Raw genomic sequence first — 18837 nt, 5'->3', positions numbered from 1 at the left:
AAATGAAAATAACATCAACTGATAATATCAATTTAGGGCAAAAGGAGAATGAGATAAAAATGGATAAAAAAAGTTTTTTCAAACGCTTTTTATCTTTTAATAAGGGGTGTCTTATATTCTTCATTGTCATCTTATGCCTTTTTAGCGGGCTCTTTTATTGGTTTAATTCTTCTAATGAAGTAAGTGTATCTACTAATCAACGAATTGATATAACACACACACAGATACAACAGATACAAGACATTGGTCAATGGGAATTTCTTGCCATCAACGACGAAGAACTTATTGACACTGTAAGTCGTGGTTTTTTCTCTGATTCAGAACTCGTACGTATATATTATGGTACTTTACGCTTAGGCATTGATTTACATCAGACAGAACCTCACTGGATTCGCGTTGAGAATGACAGCGTTATCGTTGCAAAGTTACCTCCAATTATACTACTTGACACCAACTTTATTGATGAAGCCAAGTCACGTTCTTTCTTTGAAAAAGGAGATTGGACTTCAGCTGATCGCGAACAACTTTATAACCGCGCCTACAAGAAGATGATTGCTCGTTGTATGACAAAAGAAAACATCATGATTGCTGAAAGAAATGCAAAGCAGCAGTTTGTACAGTTTCTTCATTCCATGGGTTATAAAAATATAAAGGTAGAATTCATGCCACGTAAAAATAAAAAGCTATCGCCCTAGCTTAATATTTACGATAAATGGAATTGACAAAACACAACATGCTAAAAACATGACGAAAGGTGCTCCTTCACGTGCTATTTTAAAGTTTGCAATACCACATTCAGGGACTAGGATATAGCAATTTTAGTCTGATGAGCGGTGTTATGGAGATGATAGCACACTGTGGTATGAGTATCTGGTTAGTACCTTTACTTGCATGGGTCGGTGTTTGTTATGCAAACCCAATAGCTTGGATAATGGCAAATATATTCCTTATTCCTACCTATATATGGCTCATGAAAAGATTAAAGCATCAGCCCGCTTAACTTTTTGATTGCATCTTGCATATCCTCAGCAAACCTTTTGTGCGTTAAAAGAAACTCTTCACGTCTGCCGGCTAAAAGTTTGTATAACTCAGGGTTCATCCCCTCGACATACGAACTAATTGCGTATTCAATATCATCTTTTTGACGTTCAATATTTGAGAAGGCATAAACCTGATATTTCTGATGAAGGAAGCAGTAAGCTGCTTCTATGCTGCCTTTGGTTATCATTATAGTTTTAAATATGAGTAAGGAAATTTCTTTAATACAAGATTAATCGTTGTGAGAAGTATTTCTATAGTGAAGCTATCATCAATGCCCAAATAAAGTCTTCTCGTAACAACATTTGTTATACTTCTTTCTTAGAACAAAGAAACAACGCGACATCTTCCGTTTCATCAAGATGTTATTTATTGGTCTTCTTTACGCCACGAGCATAAAACAATGACAGAGATTAACCCATAGTTCCTGGGTTAAGATCTAACGTCACTTTTTCCTCCCACACTCCGCCTGTATATTCCGTTTCTTCTTACAACTTGCATTATGCTGCATGTAGCGATTGCTCTCCGTTCTAACACTCTTGCACATATTTCTATTTAGACAGCCCCTAATACATGTCTGTACTGACGCTCCCAAATAAGATTGCCGTATTCAACCTCAGCAATTACATTAAACCATGTAAGACAAGAAAAACGTAATATTCGTCATATACTCTCCCATTAGGTAGCTGTACCATATCACGTTGGACCTTTAACCATGGTCGATTAATAAAGTTATTCTGACGAGAGTACGCTCCATTTAATTTCTTTCTCATTGCAGTGTATAATTTTATCCATAATATCATTCTTTCGGGTAAATATCAATTATTTTTTCTAAAATCAGCAAAGAGATCATCGTATGAAGATGTAAATCTATGGTGGGTTCTGATCTATAACTTCAAGTGTTCATAAAAAGCGAATGGTATATTATCTTTCTTTCTACATTAAAAACAATGACCCTTACTATCTTAAAGACCTGAAGAAATGCATTCATCCACCTTTATATCAGTTTCTTCTGCTGGAATATTCTTGAGAAGTTGGAATGGGAAACAAATACCAAGTTTATAAGCTTCTTTTAATAGCGGTAAAAAACGATCATAATAACCTTTACCACGACCTAGACGATTACATTCATCATCAAAAGCCATACCAGGAATCAGTGCAAACTCTATAGAAGAAAAATCTGTAAAGGCTTCACCAGTTGGCTCAAGTATGCCATAACTACTTGTTTCAAAAGATTCAGAATCTTTATAGAGGCGTAATTCCATCTCCGTATCACTAATAACAACGGGGAGGAGTATCGTCTTTCCTTCATTGTGAAGCTGCCTGATAAGGTCATGTGTATAGACCTCATCAGGCAAAGAATTATATAAAAGAATTGTTTTGGCATTCTGCAGATGTGGATGATCTAATACACGCTGAATTAATGGATGCGATTCTTTAATCAACTCTTCTGTAGAATATTGTTTTTTACGCATTCTCATTTCTTTACGTAAGGATTTCTTATCAAGCTGTTTCATATCCATAGAGATGTTATTTACGTAATAAGTTTGCTTGCCGATGGGTTATTTGGTTCTTTTTCGGCAACAACAGAGAAGGCATATGGAATACCTTGACAGCCTCCTTAACAGTGGCATCATCGAGGTTCACATACTCAATCCAAGCCTGTTCATCAAGTATATTATAAATAATACGACTATTGAGGTAATCTTCAAAAAGTGGATGTGAACGCATAATCATCAAATTGCGTCGGCGCAATCCATTCCTTTCCGCAAAGTTAACGAAATCGCCCACAAGATTCTGATGCTCTAAGTAGTTTGCTAAAGGCTTCATTTCACCAAAACTACTGAGCTTCTTTCTATTGCTATCAGTATAATTGAAAGCATACTGAAGCATGAGTCCACTCATCACCGCCTCCTTGTAATAAGAAGTAACTTTTGATGTATCTTCTGGAACAAAGATATCAGGTGTTATACCACCGCCACCATACACAGTACGTCCGTTCATTGTATGATAAGCTGGTCCTTCATGCTTGATACTATCCTGAGAGAAGAACTCACCATGCTGGTAACGTGTAAGAATATCATTCTCATAGTCCGCATTATCACCTGGCTTGAATGGTTTTTGAATACAACGACCAGATGGAGTATAATAACGTGCAATTGTCAACCTTATCAAACTACCATCATTAAATTGAATCTGCTGCTGTACCAATCCTTTACCAAATGAACGACGACCAACAATTGTTGCACGATCGTTATCTTGCATAGCACCAGCAAAGATCTCTGCCGCAGAAGCAGATCCCTCGTTGATGAGTACAACCATAGGAATATGTTGATAGCTTCCTTTGCCATCGCTACGATAATTAACACGTGGACTCTTTCTTCCTTGAGTATAAACAATCAAACGATTCTTAGGAAGAAACTCATTTGCCATCTGCACGGCAGCCTCCAGGATACCACCTCCATTGTCACGAAGGTCAATAACTAAATGGTCAGCACCTTGGATATTAAGTGTCTGTAAGGCAGCTAACATCTCTGCATAAGTTCTTTCACCAAAGTTCTTGATACGAATATAACCAGTTGAATCATTAAGCATATATGCTGCAGAAACACTCTTCACAGCGATGTCACCACGCGTTACAGTGAACATTTTTACACCATTCTCACCATATCGTCTCACCCCTATCTTAACCTTTGAATCTTTTGGTCCCTTGAGGCGATGCATCGCTTCTTCATTTGTCACATCTTTCCCAACAAACGCTTTACCATTAATACTTACAACCTTGTCACCTGCCAATATACCTGCTTTGTCTGCTGGTCCATCTTTGATAACATTCTGTATGCATAATGTATCTTGACGAATATTAAACTCAATTCCAACTCCAGAAAAAGAGCCCTTCAAATCATCTGTTGCTAGTTGAACATCTTTCGCACTGATATACACTGAATGTGGATCTAATTCTGACAAAATTTCAGGGATAGCTTTATCAACAAGTTCATCAATATTAACGGAATCAACGTACTGGTCATCAATAATATGCAACAGATTACTGAGTCTGCTACTACCATTATTAATAATATTCAGACGATTACCTGAAAAGTGATTGGCATAGAAAGTACCAATAAGAATACCGACAACTACACAAAGTGCCATCAGTAGCGGCATGAAACGATTCTTTTTGTTCTGATTCATAAAAGCCTAAAACTCGCTTTCCCCTAGAATAAGGTATTCCTCAGTGGGATGCGATAATTACTTATTATATTTTATTCTTTGACAATAGGAATGAATCATATTAGGCAGAAAACCTATTTGATAATACTCCATCAGCAACTCTAATACTAGTTACATTTACAAAGACTTTGAAGAGGAGCTGCAACCATCTTCAAGACTTAAATACTCTACTTCAACTCCAGATCTTGTCAGTAGGTCAATACCATCTGTTAGACGATATTTCTCGGCATATACTACCCGACGAATACCAGCTTGAATGATTAGTTTTGAACATTCAATACAAGGTGAGGCAGTTACATATAGCGTTGACCCTTCACTATTGTTACCGCTTCTAGCTAGCTTCGTAATGGCATTTGCTTCTGCATGAAGGACGTAAGGTTTTGTGACTCCCATGTCATCTTCACAGACATTCTCGAAACCACTTGGTGTACCATTATAACCATCACTAATAATCATTTTATCCTTCACTACCAACGCACCTACTTGTCGACGTTTACAATATGAATTCTCTGCCCATATACGTGCCATACGGAGGTAGCGATAATCTACAGCAACCTTACTTCTTCCTTCTACTAGAGAAGAAGACGTTGATGAATGCGCTTTCATAAGTTCTTTATTCATTAGCTTAATAGAGTTTATTGATAAACAAGGAAGTGATGAGAATAGTAATTGGCATTACCTTACAATTACTGTCGTTTTAAAAGTCCATCTCGTTCTTTCAATGCATCAATTGTTGGTTCACTTCCACGGAAACGCTTATAGAGAGTCATTGGGTGTTCCGTTCCACCACGTGAGAGGACATTATCTCTGAAACGCTGAGCAGTTGCTTGGTTGAAGATTCCTTCTTTCTTGAACACGCTGAACGCATCAGCATCAAGAACTTCAGCCCATTTATAGCTATAATAACCTGCAGCGTAACCTCCAGCCATAATGTGAGAGAACTGTACGGTCATACATGTATCCATACGCTGCTCATCAATAATTGCTGCTTCCCAAGCTTTCTTCTCAAATGGGATAATATCTTCTGTGAACTCATCTTTATGAGTGTAATAAGCCATATCTAAGAGACCGAAACTAACTTGTCGTAAACAAGCGGTTGCAGCACCATAATTACGACTTGCAATAACCTTGTCAATCAATTCATCTGGCATAGGCTCACCAGTTTTATAATGGAAAGCAAAGGTACGAAGGAAGTCTTTCTCAACAGCAAAGTTTTCCATAAACTGCGAAGGAAGTTCAACGAAGTCCCACCATACATTAGTTCCTGATAGACTTTCAAAGCGTGTATTGGCAAAGATACCATGAAGAGAATGACCAAACTCATGTAAGAATGTCTCAACTTCACCGAGCCTCAGTAATGCAGGTTTATCCTCTGTTGGCTTCGAAAAGTTCATTACGAGAGATACATGTGGACGGACATTCGTCCCATCACGTTCTACCCATTGGCCCTGGAACTCAGTCATCCATGCACCATCACGTTTTCCTTTACGTGGGTAAAAGTCAACGTAGAGTACTGCTAAATAGCTACCATCCTTATCATATACCTCATACGGCTTTACATCAGGATGATAAACAGGGATTTCTTTATTCTCTTTGAATGTAATACCGTAAAGACGAGTAGCAAGTCCAAAGACACCTTTGATAACATTACCTAACTCTAAGTAAGGACGGAGCATCTCTGGGTCGAGGTCAAACTTCTTCTTTTTCAGCAATTGGCTGTAATACGCCACATCCCAAGGCTCCATCTTAAAGTCCTCACCCTCTTCTTCCTTGGCCAATGCTTCAACTTCTTCACGTTCTTCAATAGCTTTTGGTTTATAAGCTTCGATAAGATCATTAAGAAGTTTATACACATTCTCAACCTTTGTTGCCATACGATGCTTCATCACGTAGTCAGCAAAGCTATCGTAACCTAGAAGTTGCGCCATCTCTCTACGAAGATTAATCAAACGCTTACAAAGTTCGAGATTATTTGTATCATTATCTTTTATACAGAGCGTATTGCGCGCCATGTAGAGATCCTTACGCAATTCACGTTGTTTACTATACATCATAAACGGCCCATAACTTGGAGCATCTAAGGTAAATATCCATCCCTCCAAACCACGTTCCTTGACCGCTTCACGTGCTGCTTCACGTGCCGTATCAGGTAATCCGTCAAGCTGCTTCTCATCTGTTATATGCAATGTGTAAGCTTTGTTTTCTTTCAAAACATTCTGTGAGAACTGCAGTGAAAGCATCGATGCTTCCTCAGTGAGCTTACGCAAACGATCTTTCCTAGCTTCATCGAGCAACGCACCACTACGAACAAAACCCTCATAGCTTTTCTCCAGCAAGCAACTTTCCTCTGGAGTCAACTCACGATGATGTTCATAGACATACTTTACACGCTCAAAAATCTTTGGATTTAAACTGACATCATTACTATGCTTAGTGAGAATTGGACTCATTTTCTGAGCCAAAGCATCCATATCATCATTTGTTTCAGCACTTAGCATATTAAAAAATACACTCTCTACACGATTTAGAAGATCATAGTAATGCTTACGCCCTTTAATCTCGTCCTCTGGAATAATCGTATTCTCGAAGGTAGGCTCATCTGGGTTATTGATAATCTTCTCAATCTGCTCGTCTTCACGCCGTATTCCTTCCATCATTGCTTCTTCATAATCAGCAAGTTCAATCTTGTTGAAAGGTACTGCGTTATGCGGTGTATCATAAGGTAGGAAGAAAGGATTTACACGTTCTTTCTCCCCTGTTATATTGTCTATCATATCTTTTCTTACTTTCTCTTAATTTAATTTACAAAGATAACTCAAAAAAAGGGAAATACTATATAAATAGGTTGGAATTTAACGCAATTTTGTTTCTATATCAGAAGTAAAGCAAAAAGAATCTGTTTATAGAAGTACGTGTCGTTCGGATTAACGGCACCATTACACATTAAAAGACAAAAGCAATCTGCTTGAATCACGCTTATCCTCTCAAATCTTCCAATTGTGGAATTATAATAACTCCCCTACTCATCGACAACATGCCTTCCTTTTTTAAAGCATTGAGCATACGAGAGACATTAAGACGACTTTGATGAAGCTCATATGCAAGATCTTCCATCCTTATTCTAAGTATTTTACATCCAGCTTGTGTTATACAACGAAGACGTAGAAAGTGAACAAACTGCTGACGAATGCCACTAGGCTGTAACCTCCATGGAATACGACTCATTCGCTGCGCCTGCATAGAAATACTATTGAGAAGATTAAGACGGAAGATAAGGTAAGAGTCTATTAATCGTAGTACTTCAGCCTTATCTAACGAAAGCAAACTACAATCAGACTGTGCTATAAAATCCTTTGTATAACGTTGCTGAAGTCCAAAAAGATGTTCAGGTTGAATAACAGCAGGAGCAGAAAGTTCTTCTTCTATACGATATCTGTAATTATCAGCATAACTCACCACGCAAAGTGTTCCGCTCATTAGAAAGAAGAGTTGTGTACATTTATCATCAGTACTGACGAGTTGTTTGTCAGCCACTAACTTATGAAAACCAAACTTTGTTTGCCCAACGATATCTGACAATTCATCTGTACTTATACCGATGAAAAGTGGTAGTTCAATGAGTTTATCGTAGAGCTGAAGCATATTGTCAATTAGAAATTATATAGCCACCTTCACAATTAAAAGCGGCTATCATTTTTTATTCCACAAGCTTTCCTTTCATTGATGCGCTATACCAGACCTGAAGATTACCTTTCGCATCCGAATAGATGAAGTAGGCCATCAACTCCGGATGACGCTCAAGTAGTTTGCGTGCCTTTTCAATTCCCATCACCATAAATGCTGTTGCATATGCATCAGCTGTAGCACAGTTTTTTGCTAAAACAGTAGCAGAAAGGAGCGAATGTTGTACTGGATAACCCGTTTTAGGATCAATCGTATGCGCATATTTTTTTCCTCCTTTATAATAGAAATTACGATAGTTCCCACTCGTAGCCATAGCTTTGTCAGTTACATTCAGCACGGTTTGAATCTCTTGGTTAACTTTCAAACTATCCTCTGTAGGTTTTGTAACCCCAATCTTCCATGGCAGACGCTGTTCACTATTTCCCATTGTAACAATTTCACCACCTATCTCAACCATAAAGTTCTTGATGCCATTACGACGTAAGAAACGAGCTACAATGTCTGAACCATATCCTTTGGCGATAGCAGAACAATCAAGCATTATGCGTTTATTCGTTTTCTGAATCTTGTTATCAACAAGTTTAACCTTGTTGTATCCAACGATTTGATGCAGGCTATCTATAGCTTGCTTAGAAGGATGTTGCCCTGTCTTAAAACCAAAGCCCCACATATTTACCATTGGTGCAACCGTAATATCAAAAGCCCCATTGGTTTCTTTCGAAATAGACTCAGCAAGTGTAAACACTTCTCTAAACATCTCATTCACCTTTACTGGCTCATTTTGATTAATCTGAGATATCAATGAGTGAGATTCAAAAGTTGAAAAGGTTTGATTTACCTTTTTCAATTCTGCTTCTATCTGCGGCTGAAGATCTTCATCGCTTTGATAGGTAATATTATAAACTGTACCAAAGATAAAACCCTTGTTATGCTGATAAGGCATGGCATGCTGACAACGGACAATTGCTATTGACCCAATAATCAGTACAAGAAGAAAGGGTATTTGCCAATATAGTTTTTTCTTATTCATATAATGTTTGTATTTATTAAGAGATAAGAGAAAGTTAGAATGAGAATAATAATTGAGATGTACAAGCAAAGTATCAACAAGCATACACTATAATTGAAATATAGGTATGTAATCTCTTTATTTTTAGTCAACTCTCTCCTTATAATTCAAGTAGTACATTAAAGGTTGCACCTAGCTGTGACGAACCTCCACGACCATACCCAGGAACATACCATGCTTCACCAACTTCTCCCATCTTATGGGCAAGGCGTAATTTATATCTAACTGACCATCCCAGACGAACTGGTCCTATAATCTTTGCATCTACACTTCCAACAAGTTCTGCCCAAAGCTGACTTCCCTTGTTGCCAAGTGAGCCATACGATGAATGCGTTCCCCAAATTGGGTCTGCAATACCAGGACTTAGGACATCATACTTAAACGAGGTATAACCCACTCTACCGCCCACTAAGAAGCGATAGTCGTCGTGTTTATTCTTGAGCATATTGAAATCACAACCCACTCGAGCGTAAGGTGCACTAGTATTGTAATTTGTCTCAGTCGTCTCGTCAGTCTTATCTGCCTGTCCTAAGCCTAATTCAATGACAGGAAAGTACCTATCCTTAAGATTTACACGAAGCAATGCTTCATACTGACCATAGAAAGCAAGCCTACGCATTGCTGGACCAATCAAATCAATACCAACTGCAGCTCCCCTGAAAAAAGGAATACTGTCCTCCTTCACCTTTGATACAGATGATCGATGCTGTGCGTTCGCTGTTGACGGAGTCAACAGGAATAGCGTACTAAGGATTAGTAAAACTGATAAGTATATGCTCTTTCGTACCATCATAATCAACGTTAGGGTTACTGATTTTTATCTGACTTACACGAGTACCCTTTGCTGCGACAGCTGTAAGAGTATGGAAGAAAGCTGGAGGACAATCAACACTCTCGAAGTGACTTATATTTGTCTTCGATATCGTCACCGTGTCAACAGTTGTCACACCAGTCTTACTTGTGAAGACAAAGCGCAACTTATCATTTGCACTACTATAACTCATCGGTAAGCTAAACTTCGTTGTATTGATCTGTTTATTCAACAATATCGTGTCACTTTTGCTCTCCCTTATAGCAGAGATGGTAAGTGTATCATGTAAAGTATCACCTTGAACAACATAATTTGCCCACACGCCATTGGTTACAGGACAATCTATGTCTGAACAAGAACTCAGCCAACTTAGTCCTCCAAAGAGAATTACAAAGATACTGATGCTACTTACTATATGTCTGATGTTTCTATAGTTCATTATCTTTTATTTCAATCTATCAATAAAGAACAAACTGTTCAATGCTCTCTTCAGTAATACCTCTGAGTGCTATTATGTTACATCTCTTTCTCAATCTGATAGTCATTCCGCCTTGGATTGCTACGACTGATGAGGTCACCTATAAATCCAGCAAGGAAGAGCTGTGTACCAAGAATCATTGCGACGAGTGCTATAAAGAAGGACGCATGATTTGAAAGCAAATCTCCATAAACGCCATTCACAAGCATTACCAGCTTCTCAACAATCAGCCAAAGAAAAGCTATAAAACCGATGAAGAACATAAATGATCCCATTAGACCAAAGACATGCATTGGCTTTTTGCCAAAGTTTGTAAGGAACCAAAGTGTCAATAAGTCAAGATAACCATTAAAGAAACGGTTTATACCAAACTTTGACTTACCATACTTACGTGCTTGATGGTGCACTACTTTCTCACCGATACGTGAAAAACCTGCTTCCTTAGCAAGATAAGGAATATAACGATGCATCTCACCATAAACCTCAATGTTCTTCACAACATCATGGCGATAAGCTTTCAAACCACAGTTAAAGTCATGTAAATTATGTACACCACTAATCTTACGAGCCGTAGCATTGAAAAGTTTTGTAGGTATAGTCTTTGTCAATGGGTCATAACGTTTCTGCTTATATCCACTAACAAGATCATACTTCTCCTCCATTATCATTCGATAAAGTTCTGGTATTTCATCTGGTGAATCTTGCAAGTCTGCATCCATCGTTATGATGACATCACCTTTTGCAGCTTTAAAACCACAGTATAGAGCAGGACTCTTACCATAGTTACGACGGAACTTTATGGCATGAACATGTTCTTTATCCTTATGATGCAAATCCTCAATGACATTCCAGCTTCTGTCCTTTGAGCCGTCATTGATAAAAATTATTTCATACGTGAAGCCGTTAGCGTTCATCACGCGTTGAATCCAAGCATATAATTCTGGTAAACTTTCTTCCTCATTGTAAAGAGGAATAATTACTGATATATCCATATTCTAATTAGGAGTTTTCAATTTAGATAAAAAGATTAATTATAATTCATCTTACAACGAGCGATTCTTTACCTTCTTTGACATAATCGCTGCAATAAATAAAGAGAAGAAACCACCCAGTAACACAGCATAAACAAAACTGCTTGCAGCCAAAGAGTATGGTTGGAAAGCTTCTGACAACGCTGTAAGAAATTGCTCGTATGGAATACCTATGGCAGCAAGAAGACTTTTACCTTCATTACTATTATAGATATTGGTAACCATCATAAGTAATTTACCTTTGTCAAGATACTCCATATATAACCATTGCAACAGACTAAAGATAATAGCAGAATTGAAGAATACACGTAAACAATAGAAAAGTGCACGACGAAAAGAGATAACACCATTACGACCTTCCTCACGAAAAACCTTAAGTCGATAAGCAACAAAGAAAGGTGTCGAGAGAGTGAGTAAAAAACTAAATTGCGCCAAAACTGGCAGTGCAGTCATACCCAATAAGCATGCAAAGCTTGCCGTCCAAATGATAGCAAGATAAATACCATCATAACGAGCATAAGCTGTCAGTTGTTTCAAATCTTCATTAATCATGTTACAAAAGTACTGATTATTTATTATAAATAATGTAGTAATCTACCAAATTTATGTTTTTTTGTTAAAATCAGAAAAAGTTTTCATTCCTTTTTGCCAGTATTAAATAAATTCTGTATCTTTGCACCCGCTTTAACAGCAATGGTAAAGTAGAAGACGGACAAGTCTCTTACGACCAGCTCCCTTTGAATCCCCCAGGACGGGAACGTAGCAAGGGCAGAAGGTTGTAGCGGTGCGATAGGAATCGCTTGTCCACCCCGCCTCTTTAGCTCAGTTGGCCAGAGCACGTGATTTGTAATCTCGGGGTCGTTGGTTCGAATCCGACAAGAGGCTCAAATAAATAGAATGACTAAGAACACAGAAGAAGGTATGTCGTGAAGCATACCTTTTTTGTATGTCATTATATTTGTTAGAAAATATTTTATCTTTAGGCAGCTTACCATTCAGGTGCACATTCTACAAAGCCTTATCTTTGTATTCATTATGCTCACCATATACAATGACCTTTTGGGGTAAAAGTCAAGACAACTTCATCGTAAATGCGGCTGAAAACAAACACATCTCCTTTTTTCTTAATCCTAAATTTTACCCTGCTCCTATTAGTTTTAAATAGGGATATTCAGAATTTTCATAACTAATTGTTTGTCAGTGTAATATATTATTTACACCTCTACATAAAATCCCCCGAACGACCCTTCACGGGCAGAATCGGGGGAAAACTTCTTAAAAAACATCGTAAAGATAAAAAAAAATCTGATATAAAACCAACTTTGCCCTTTACAGAGTTCGATTTTTTATAGAGCTATCGTGACAGCTTTGCAAAAAACGAACTTAGACGTATCCATTCCCAACTCCCACTTAAGGAGTTGGCAGTAGCATGTACGAGTCGTAGCCATAAGAGCAAGCGGGGCAAAAAGCCTCTTTTTTCGTGTGAGGGAGAAATTGCCCTGATGTTCCTCAAGTCATACACAGCCCTGTCTGTGACGTTCTGATAGACCCTTCCTGTCCCATCAGGGATGGAAAGATTGTAAGTGCCATACGCAACCGTCTTGCCCCTCTTCTTGACATAGACCATCTTGTTTTCTGGCAAGGAAGTCAGGCATCGCATTGTCAGCATCGACCATCCCTACCTCCGTCCCATTGTCAGGGGCAAGAAAAACAAGCGTATGGAGTTTGAGGCAAAGGTCAACAACATACAGGTTGATGGCATATCATTCATAGAGCACCACAGCATTGAGGCTTTCAATGAGAGTGTCCGTCTTAAGCAATGTATTGCTTCTATAACGAATCGTGTGGGTTGTGTGTTGATATTCCACCGGTTTGGTGCGGGTGCTTAGCACATGTGGTGCGGATGCTCAACACTAATGGTGCGGATGGTATGCACCACATGTGCGAAGGATTAACACCGTTGCTGTATATGTAAGGGTAGGGATTTAATGTGAATTAAGTGAATTAAAACTAAGGTTAATTGCGAGTTATATTTAGTTGAAGGCTATACCTTCTGACAATATTTTTAGGCTCTATGACGAATTACCCACATGATTCATTATAGAGCCAATGTATTGATTATCAGGAATCTCTGACGGTAGTCAAAGTCAAGCCTGTCGGTGCCGATTCCATATATGCCAACAATGCTAACCGGACAATGTATACGGAATAAGGCATAACGACCTGTTTCGTCAGAAAAGGTCTCAAACCCAAAGAAGAATCTGAATGTCTCAGGACAGCGAGAAAGATTATCGGAAACCTCAGGGCCACGGTAATGGAGGGCAGCTTCGGGAATCAGAAACAGCACTATGCCGTTGGGCGCATCAAGGCACGTAACATGTTCAGCGAAACATTACTGCTCTTCTTCGGAATCCATACGGCTAATGCCGCCATTCTTGCCGCAAGGCAGATGGCCAGGGACATGAAGAAGGTGGCTTGATAAAGAGATAAGGTGATTTATATCCATCCATAGGCAGGTATGGAAGGGGCAGGTATGCCCATACGGCTCAACATTTGAGATTTTTGAGCAGAAAACACTGCAAATTCTTTTTCTAGGAGCTTTTTCAAGAAAAAGAATCCAGTTTTTGAATGCTCTTGGCAGGTTCAGGAGTGAATTAACTGAAATTCCCTAAATTAAATATTTTATAAAAGTAAATGGATAGTTCAATTTCTTTCTGAAATAAATGTTTTTATTCAGAAAGAACTAATATACCTGTGATTAATCTACAAGTAGAAAAAAGACAGTTGTCTTTAGACAATTACTTACTTTTATTACAAGACGTTATGCTCTATGTGATGCTATTATCGTTTAGATTCCTTTAAGATCCCCTTTAATAGCCATAAGTGCCTTGTGTGGGACAGATGAAAATATTGAAGCTTTAATCTCACGAGGTGAGAAACGATAAAATCGATAGTAAAGTTGCAACTTTCTGTATGTTGTCATTAAGAAATATTGAGCCTTAAATCTGAACTTTCGATTATGTCCATGGAATCCGAAGTTACCTCCAAACCATACGACATCCATAAACATATTTATTGCCTTTAAAGATTCTTTATCTGGAGCTATTGGTGACAATGCATATTTTTTATCCATGCCTAAAATGTCAACTAATATCATCTGAACAATCTCAAATGCCTTTCTAAAATCTAAAGCATCTAACCATTCGAAAAACTGTTTCTCATCAATTGAATTATAATATGTTTTCAAAAGAATAGCAAGATCACAAAACTGACGTAATCCTACTCCCAATTCTATCAAATGATGATAAAGATGTAAAAATGTATATAATAAGTTTAGGGTCGGTTCCAACGTCGGAATAGAACATCCATCAATTTCTACATGATTGTGGGTTAGAGACAGAAAAATATTATCCCATATTTTCTGAGATTTTTTACTAGCAAATTTCATCAAACAATGATGCAATTCCAAAATGATTGAGTTATGAATTAACTCAAAATGTTGTTCAGATGGTTTACCCTCTGCATGTATTCCCCAAGTAGATGCCATTGCCGATATCATCTTTGGGAGATTATCTTCATTACAATAGAAGTCAATATCTCCAGGTGTACGGGCTAGTGGATTTGGGTAATAGATGCCAATTGTTTGTCCTTTGACGACGACAGACTCAATATCATTTTCTGTAAAAAGTTTACTTAGGGATAGCAACTCAGAGTTAACAGCCTTATTAGTTGTAGCAACTCTACCCTGAATGGCTAAAACCTTCATGACATCTTTTCTCTCCAAAGAAACATTATTCCTTATCAGGCTTTCAGCAATCATTCCTAATACTGCCTGTTTTGAAGCTAAATCATATACTGAAAGAAATTCAGAATGGCTCAAAGATAAATCCAATGACGTCTGCCAAAGTTCACTCTTCAAAAGTTTTAAGAAATTAGAGTATGGAGAAGATAATATGTCAGTCATATATCGAGTTATTTGTCTAAGACAGAGTACTTACTGTTATTACTTACATACTCTGGTACTATTTCCTTCATCTTCTCAACAATTGCCATATCATTATATGAATGACTTAAAGCAATGAGTGATTCAATCTGTTTGTTAACTTCATTATAATCGTACTCACGTACCTCAGCAATACGAATTTTTTCGTGGAAACTTGGGAGCGTATTTTCAGTTGTACTCAAGACTTCTTCATATAGTTTCTCTCCTGCACGTAGGCCCGTGTATTTTATCTCAACATTCTCTGCTCCAGAAAGCTTTATCATTCGTTTGGCAAGATCGGCAATTCTAACCGGTTTACCCATATCAAACACAAATATCTCCCCTCCACTTCCATGAGTTCCAGCTTCAAGCACTAATTTACACGCCTCAGGTATTAGCATGAAAAATCTTATGATGTTTGGATCTGTAACTGTCACCGGACCACCAGCTTTTATCTGCTTTTCAAACAAAGGAATAACAGACCCATTTGAACCCAACACATTACCAAAACGAGTAGTTACAAATTGAGTTTCAGGTTTTCCATTTGCCTGTTCATTTATCATTTTGTTAAGGCTCTGACAATATATTTCACAGATACGCTTAGAGCATCCCATTACATTCGTAGGGTTGACGGCTTTATCTGTTGAGACCATAACAAACTTTTTAACGCCATATTTTACACTAAGATCCGCAATAACCTTTGTACCCCAAATATTATTCTGTACACTTTCTGAAGGATTGTTTTCCATCATTGGTACATGTTTATACGCAGCAGCATGGAATACATAATCAGGTTTATAGGTCTGAAAAATCTTCTCCATTCTATCAGCATTGGATATACTAGATACAATAGTATGTGCTTTAATGTCAGGCCATTCAAATTGCATCATCAGTCTGATGTTATGCTGAGGTGTTTCTGCCTGATCGATAAGAATAAGCGCTGCAGGCTTATATATAGCAATCTGGCGTACTAACTCAGAACCAATGCTACCTGCGGAGCCTGTAATCATTATCTTTTTATCCCGAAGCAGGTTTCCTATAGAATCCATATCTACATTAATCTGGTCACGCGGAAGCAAGTCTTCGATACTAATTTCCTTCAGCTGTACCTTGGTATAGTCGTCATTCTGAGTCCACTCTTTCTCTGCAGAACTCATAAAGATCTGTACACCAAGCGTTAAAAGTATATCTTGCAGTTTTGTGTCATTACGAAAACGTTCATTCTGTAATGGTGATATCAAAACGGCCTTTATTTTTAATGATTTAATATGCTCCGCTAGATTATCATCAACAAGATAGATCTTCTCACCCATGAGCATTTTACCTTTAATCGAAGGATCATGCGCTATAAATCCTTTCAATAAAAACTTACGTGGCTTGTCAGTTCTTATGTTTTTAGCCAATCCAACACCACCATCTTTCACGCCATAGATGAGTGTACGAATACTTTTATCTGTAGTAAATAATACATCATAAAGTGATTTTGTTAATATGCGGAAAGCCATCATACCAATTGTTGCAACAAGATACATTGCGGCAATCTGTCTTCCTTGTAGTCTAACAAATTCAAGATTCCAGTGGTAAACAATATAATGCATTACTTCAGCAACAATAAGAGAAAGGAACATTGCTAACACAACTCGTTGCAAATCAATGAATGACGAGTAACGAATAATTCCTGAATATGTACGAAAAATTCTAAAACCAATTAGGTTAAAAATCATGTACATAAATATAGTCTTGGTCAATAATACAATATGCTCGGGAGATACAGCACCATGATAATATAACCAGAAAACAAAGATACCTGAGAAATAACAGATAGCAATGTCAATCGCCAAGATAACCCAATATGGTAGCGCATTCATCGAAAGATACCAATTCAACAGCTTGTCAAAAACTTTCATAACTCTTTTAAATAGTTTATTGGTAATTACTCATTATAAAAAATGAGTTTTTATAGTTCTCTCTTAGTAGAAAATTAATTTTATGATGCAAATATACTAAAAAAAGCTAATTGACATACGTCAAATCGCATAATATTTGATTTAATTTATCTAAAAAGTTTTATTAATTTATCTTATATCCATTTGTATATGGTAAAGTCCCGAATATAGATTAGGCTGATGAGTAAACGTAACTATAACCTCATGCTCATCATAGTTTATTGGTTTTGTCTTTTGTTCAAGAATAAAGTTCCCATCTGCAGACTGATAATCTACTCCACCAAGTGTTTTGAAACCAGCTTGTACTGCATCTTGTGCAAAATGATACATTTCTTCTTCAGACCAAGTAAAAATTTTAATTCGGTCAATTTGGAGCTTGTTTCCAATAACCGTCCCAAAATAACCTATTTGCCTTGGCTTCTGTCCCGTTATTTCGTCTTTGCCACTTTGGGATTCATAAATCATGTTATGATTGAAGATTACTTCTTTTTGCGCTCCAAAACCATCGATAATCTGTGAAGAAGTTAATTGAAAGTTATGACTGATATTTATTAGTACGCCTAGATTCTTCAAGCGCTCATCCTCTCTACTTAACAGACTATAAAGATAAGCGAAATTGAATTCTCCTTTCTTTTTTAGTTTCATATCCAAAGAGATCCTTTCCTTTCCCGATCCAACTTCTTTATCTGAAGTTTCTGGATATTTTATATTACCAACATATCTATTTTCCGCTGTTGCATGACTGAATTCATTGTTTTTAACCCAGGGGTCATCCTTCTTTGTAGGCCTATTATGAACTAATTCCTCATGTACAGGTTGAGACGTCAAAGTATCTTTTGTAAGTGTAGTCTTTGGCTGTTTTATCTTTTCTACACTATTACTATTTTCTCTTACTTTAGTGATGTTCTTAGATTGCGCCATAATTACTGCTTCATCATGACGATAACGCTCACAGAATTCATCCTCATTAGTTTTTTTATCTATGTAATGATCCTTACCACCTTTAATCTCATTAACTTTAGAACCATTACGCCAAATAGTAGTATACTCCAATCGGTCATTCTCCGCATAGGTGTAGCATGGTCCATCAAGTAATCCATTGCGGTAAGATAATTTCATACCAATATTACCATTCGGGAAAAATGACAAAGCACGCCCATTGGCCTTACCATTCTTATATTGTAAAACAGACTCTACTCTACCCGATTTATGGAATGTTCTACACACGCCATTTAGTATCGTGTTATGATCATTTTGTTTGTTAATACTTATATAATGTTTTTCTGCTTTCAGCTGTCCAGTTATAAAATAATCATAAAATATCTTTTGTCCCTTATTATCAACGCCCAAAATCCTATAATATGTTGCTTTATCAGCGCTAGCAACACCTTGCCACTGACTATTATAGAAAATGGCTCCATAAGGAATAAAAGAACGCTTAACACGTTGAGCAGAAGCTACAAAACATAACAAGCATACAAATACAATCAAATAAAATCGTTTCATATATCAAATCCAATTTTTAATGCAAATATACGCTAATGAAAACAAAAAAAAAATTTCTTTT

At 37.3% G+C, this 18837-nt stretch carries 16 protein-coding genes, 1 tRNA gene and 2 pseudogenes; 5 read left to right on the top strand and 14 right to left on the bottom strand.

The window, feature by feature from the left end; translation table 11 throughout:
- Positions 1 to 2 precede the first annotated feature (2 nt).
- A complete protein-coding gene (locus J4856_RS08845; protein WP_025838849.1) occupies positions 3 to 695 on the top strand; it encodes a DUF4230 domain-containing protein in 693 nt (230 codons plus the stop codon).
- Between the two features lie 86 nt (positions 696 to 781).
- Positions 782 to 1000, top strand: a pseudogene (locus J4856_RS13240) (MATE family efflux transporter); the annotation flags it as partial.
- Here the strand turns inward: J4856_RS13240 and J4856_RS08840 are convergent.
- The 11 genes from J4856_RS08840 to J4856_RS08790 all read right to left on the bottom strand — a co-directional run bounded on the left by J4856_RS08840 (position 980) and on the right by J4856_RS08790 (position 11894).
- The gene (locus tag J4856_RS08840; RefSeq protein WP_025838848.1) at positions 980 to 1228 is read right to left on the bottom strand and encodes a hypothetical protein; all 249 of its coding nucleotides are present in this window, start codon (positions 1226 to 1228) and stop codon (positions 980 to 982) included. The pseudogene J4856_RS13240 and the gene J4856_RS08840 overlap by 21 nt on opposite strands.
- A 775-nt stretch (positions 1229 to 2003) precedes the next feature.
- The gene (locus tag J4856_RS08835) at positions 2004 to 2555 is read right to left on the bottom strand and encodes a 5-formyltetrahydrofolate cyclo-ligase (protein WP_025838844.1); all 552 of its coding nucleotides are present in this window, start codon (positions 2553 to 2555) and stop codon (positions 2004 to 2006) included.
- Positions 2556 to 2568: 13 nt separating this feature from the next.
- Positions 2569 to 4230 (bottom strand): S41 family peptidase, encoded by a 1662-nt coding sequence (locus J4856_RS08830; protein WP_025838842.1) that lies wholly within the window; start codon positions 4228 to 4230, stop codon positions 2569 to 2571.
- Positions 4231 to 4386: 156 nt separating this feature from the next.
- Positions 4387 to 4875 carry a deoxycytidylate deaminase gene (locus J4856_RS08825; protein ID WP_143150347.1) on the bottom strand — a complete coding sequence of 163 codons (489 nt, stop codon included), beginning with the start codon at positions 4873 to 4875 and terminating at the stop codon, positions 4387 to 4389.
- Between the two features lie 80 nt (positions 4876 to 4955).
- Positions 4956 to 7043: a M3 family metallopeptidase gene (locus J4856_RS08820; RefSeq protein WP_025838838.1), complete on the bottom strand. Its 2088-nt coding sequence runs from the start codon at positions 7041 to 7043 to the stop codon at positions 4956 to 4958.
- Positions 7044 to 7245: 202 nt separating this feature from the next.
- Positions 7246 to 7911 carry a Crp/Fnr family transcriptional regulator gene (locus tag J4856_RS08815; protein WP_025838836.1) on the bottom strand — a complete coding sequence of 222 codons (666 nt, stop codon included), beginning with the start codon at positions 7909 to 7911 and terminating at the stop codon, positions 7246 to 7248.
- A 55-nt stretch (positions 7912 to 7966) separates the two neighbouring features.
- A complete protein-coding gene (locus tag J4856_RS08810; protein WP_025838834.1) occupies positions 7967 to 8983 on the bottom strand; it encodes an FAD:protein FMN transferase in 1017 nt (338 codons plus the stop codon).
- Positions 8984 to 9122: 139 nt separating this feature from the next.
- A complete protein-coding gene (locus J4856_RS08805; protein ID WP_025838832.1) occupies positions 9123 to 9815 on the bottom strand; it encodes a DUF6048 family protein in 693 nt (230 codons plus the stop codon).
- A complete protein-coding gene (locus J4856_RS08800; protein ID WP_025838830.1) occupies positions 9769 to 10272 on the bottom strand; it encodes a DUF6452 family protein in 504 nt (167 codons plus the stop codon). Before J4856_RS08800 ends, J4856_RS08805 begins: the two co-directional genes overlap by 47 nt.
- A 77-nt stretch (positions 10273 to 10349) precedes the next feature.
- Positions 10350 to 11303, bottom strand: a complete 954-nt coding sequence (locus J4856_RS08795) for a glycosyltransferase family 2 protein (RefSeq protein WP_025838828.1) — start codon at positions 11301 to 11303, stop codon at positions 10350 to 10352.
- A 51-nt stretch (positions 11304 to 11354) separates the two neighbouring features.
- Positions 11355 to 11894, bottom strand: coding sequence for a DUF4199 domain-containing protein (locus J4856_RS08790; RefSeq protein WP_025838827.1), 540 nt, complete (start codon positions 11892 to 11894; stop codon positions 11355 to 11357).
- Between the two features lie 259 nt (positions 11895 to 12153).
- Between J4856_RS08790 and J4856_RS08780 the strand changes: the two genes are divergently transcribed.
- The 3 genes and pseudogenes from J4856_RS08780 (at position 12154) to J4856_RS08770 (ending at position 13821) form a co-directional block, all read left to right on the top strand.
- Positions 12154 to 12227, top strand: a tRNA-Thr gene (locus tag J4856_RS08780).
- A gap of 743 nt (positions 12228 to 12970) precedes the next feature.
- A pseudogene (locus tag J4856_RS13230) lies at positions 12971 to 13168 on the top strand (DDE transposase); the annotation flags it as partial.
- Between the two features lie 488 nt (positions 13169 to 13656).
- The gene (locus J4856_RS08770) at positions 13657 to 13821 is read left to right on the top strand and encodes a transposase (RefSeq protein WP_065367807.1); all 165 of its coding nucleotides are present in this window, start codon (positions 13657 to 13659) and stop codon (positions 13819 to 13821) included.
- 369 nt (positions 13822 to 14190) lie between these two features.
- On the opposite strand, the gene J4856_RS08765 is transcribed toward J4856_RS08770, so the two are convergent.
- From J4856_RS08765 to J4856_RS08755, 3 genes are all read right to left on the bottom strand, one after another.
- Positions 14191 to 15306 carry a nucleotidyltransferase domain-containing protein gene (locus J4856_RS08765; protein ID WP_025838614.1) on the bottom strand — a complete coding sequence of 372 codons (1116 nt, stop codon included), beginning with the start codon at positions 15304 to 15306 and terminating at the stop codon, positions 14191 to 14193.
- Positions 15307 to 15314: 8 nt separating this feature from the next.
- On the bottom strand, positions 15315 to 17231 hold the full coding sequence (locus J4856_RS08760; RefSeq protein ID WP_065367808.1) for a polysaccharide biosynthesis protein: 1917 nt from the start codon (positions 17229 to 17231) through the stop codon (positions 15315 to 15317).
- A 168-nt stretch (positions 17232 to 17399) separates the two neighbouring features.
- The gene (locus J4856_RS08755) at positions 17400 to 18776 is read right to left on the bottom strand and encodes a toxin-antitoxin system YwqK family antitoxin (RefSeq protein ID WP_025838617.1); all 1377 of its coding nucleotides are present in this window, start codon (positions 18774 to 18776) and stop codon (positions 17400 to 17402) included.
- Positions 18777 to 18837: the final 61 nt, after the last annotated feature.

The sequence above is a fragment of the Prevotella scopos JCM 17725 genome (assembly GCF_018127785.1).
Taxonomy (GTDB): domain Bacteria; phylum Bacteroidota; class Bacteroidia; order Bacteroidales; family Bacteroidaceae; genus Prevotella; species Prevotella scopos.
The sequence above is the reverse complement of the archived record's forward strand: the minus strand, read 5'-3'. Positions and strand labels throughout refer to the sequence as shown.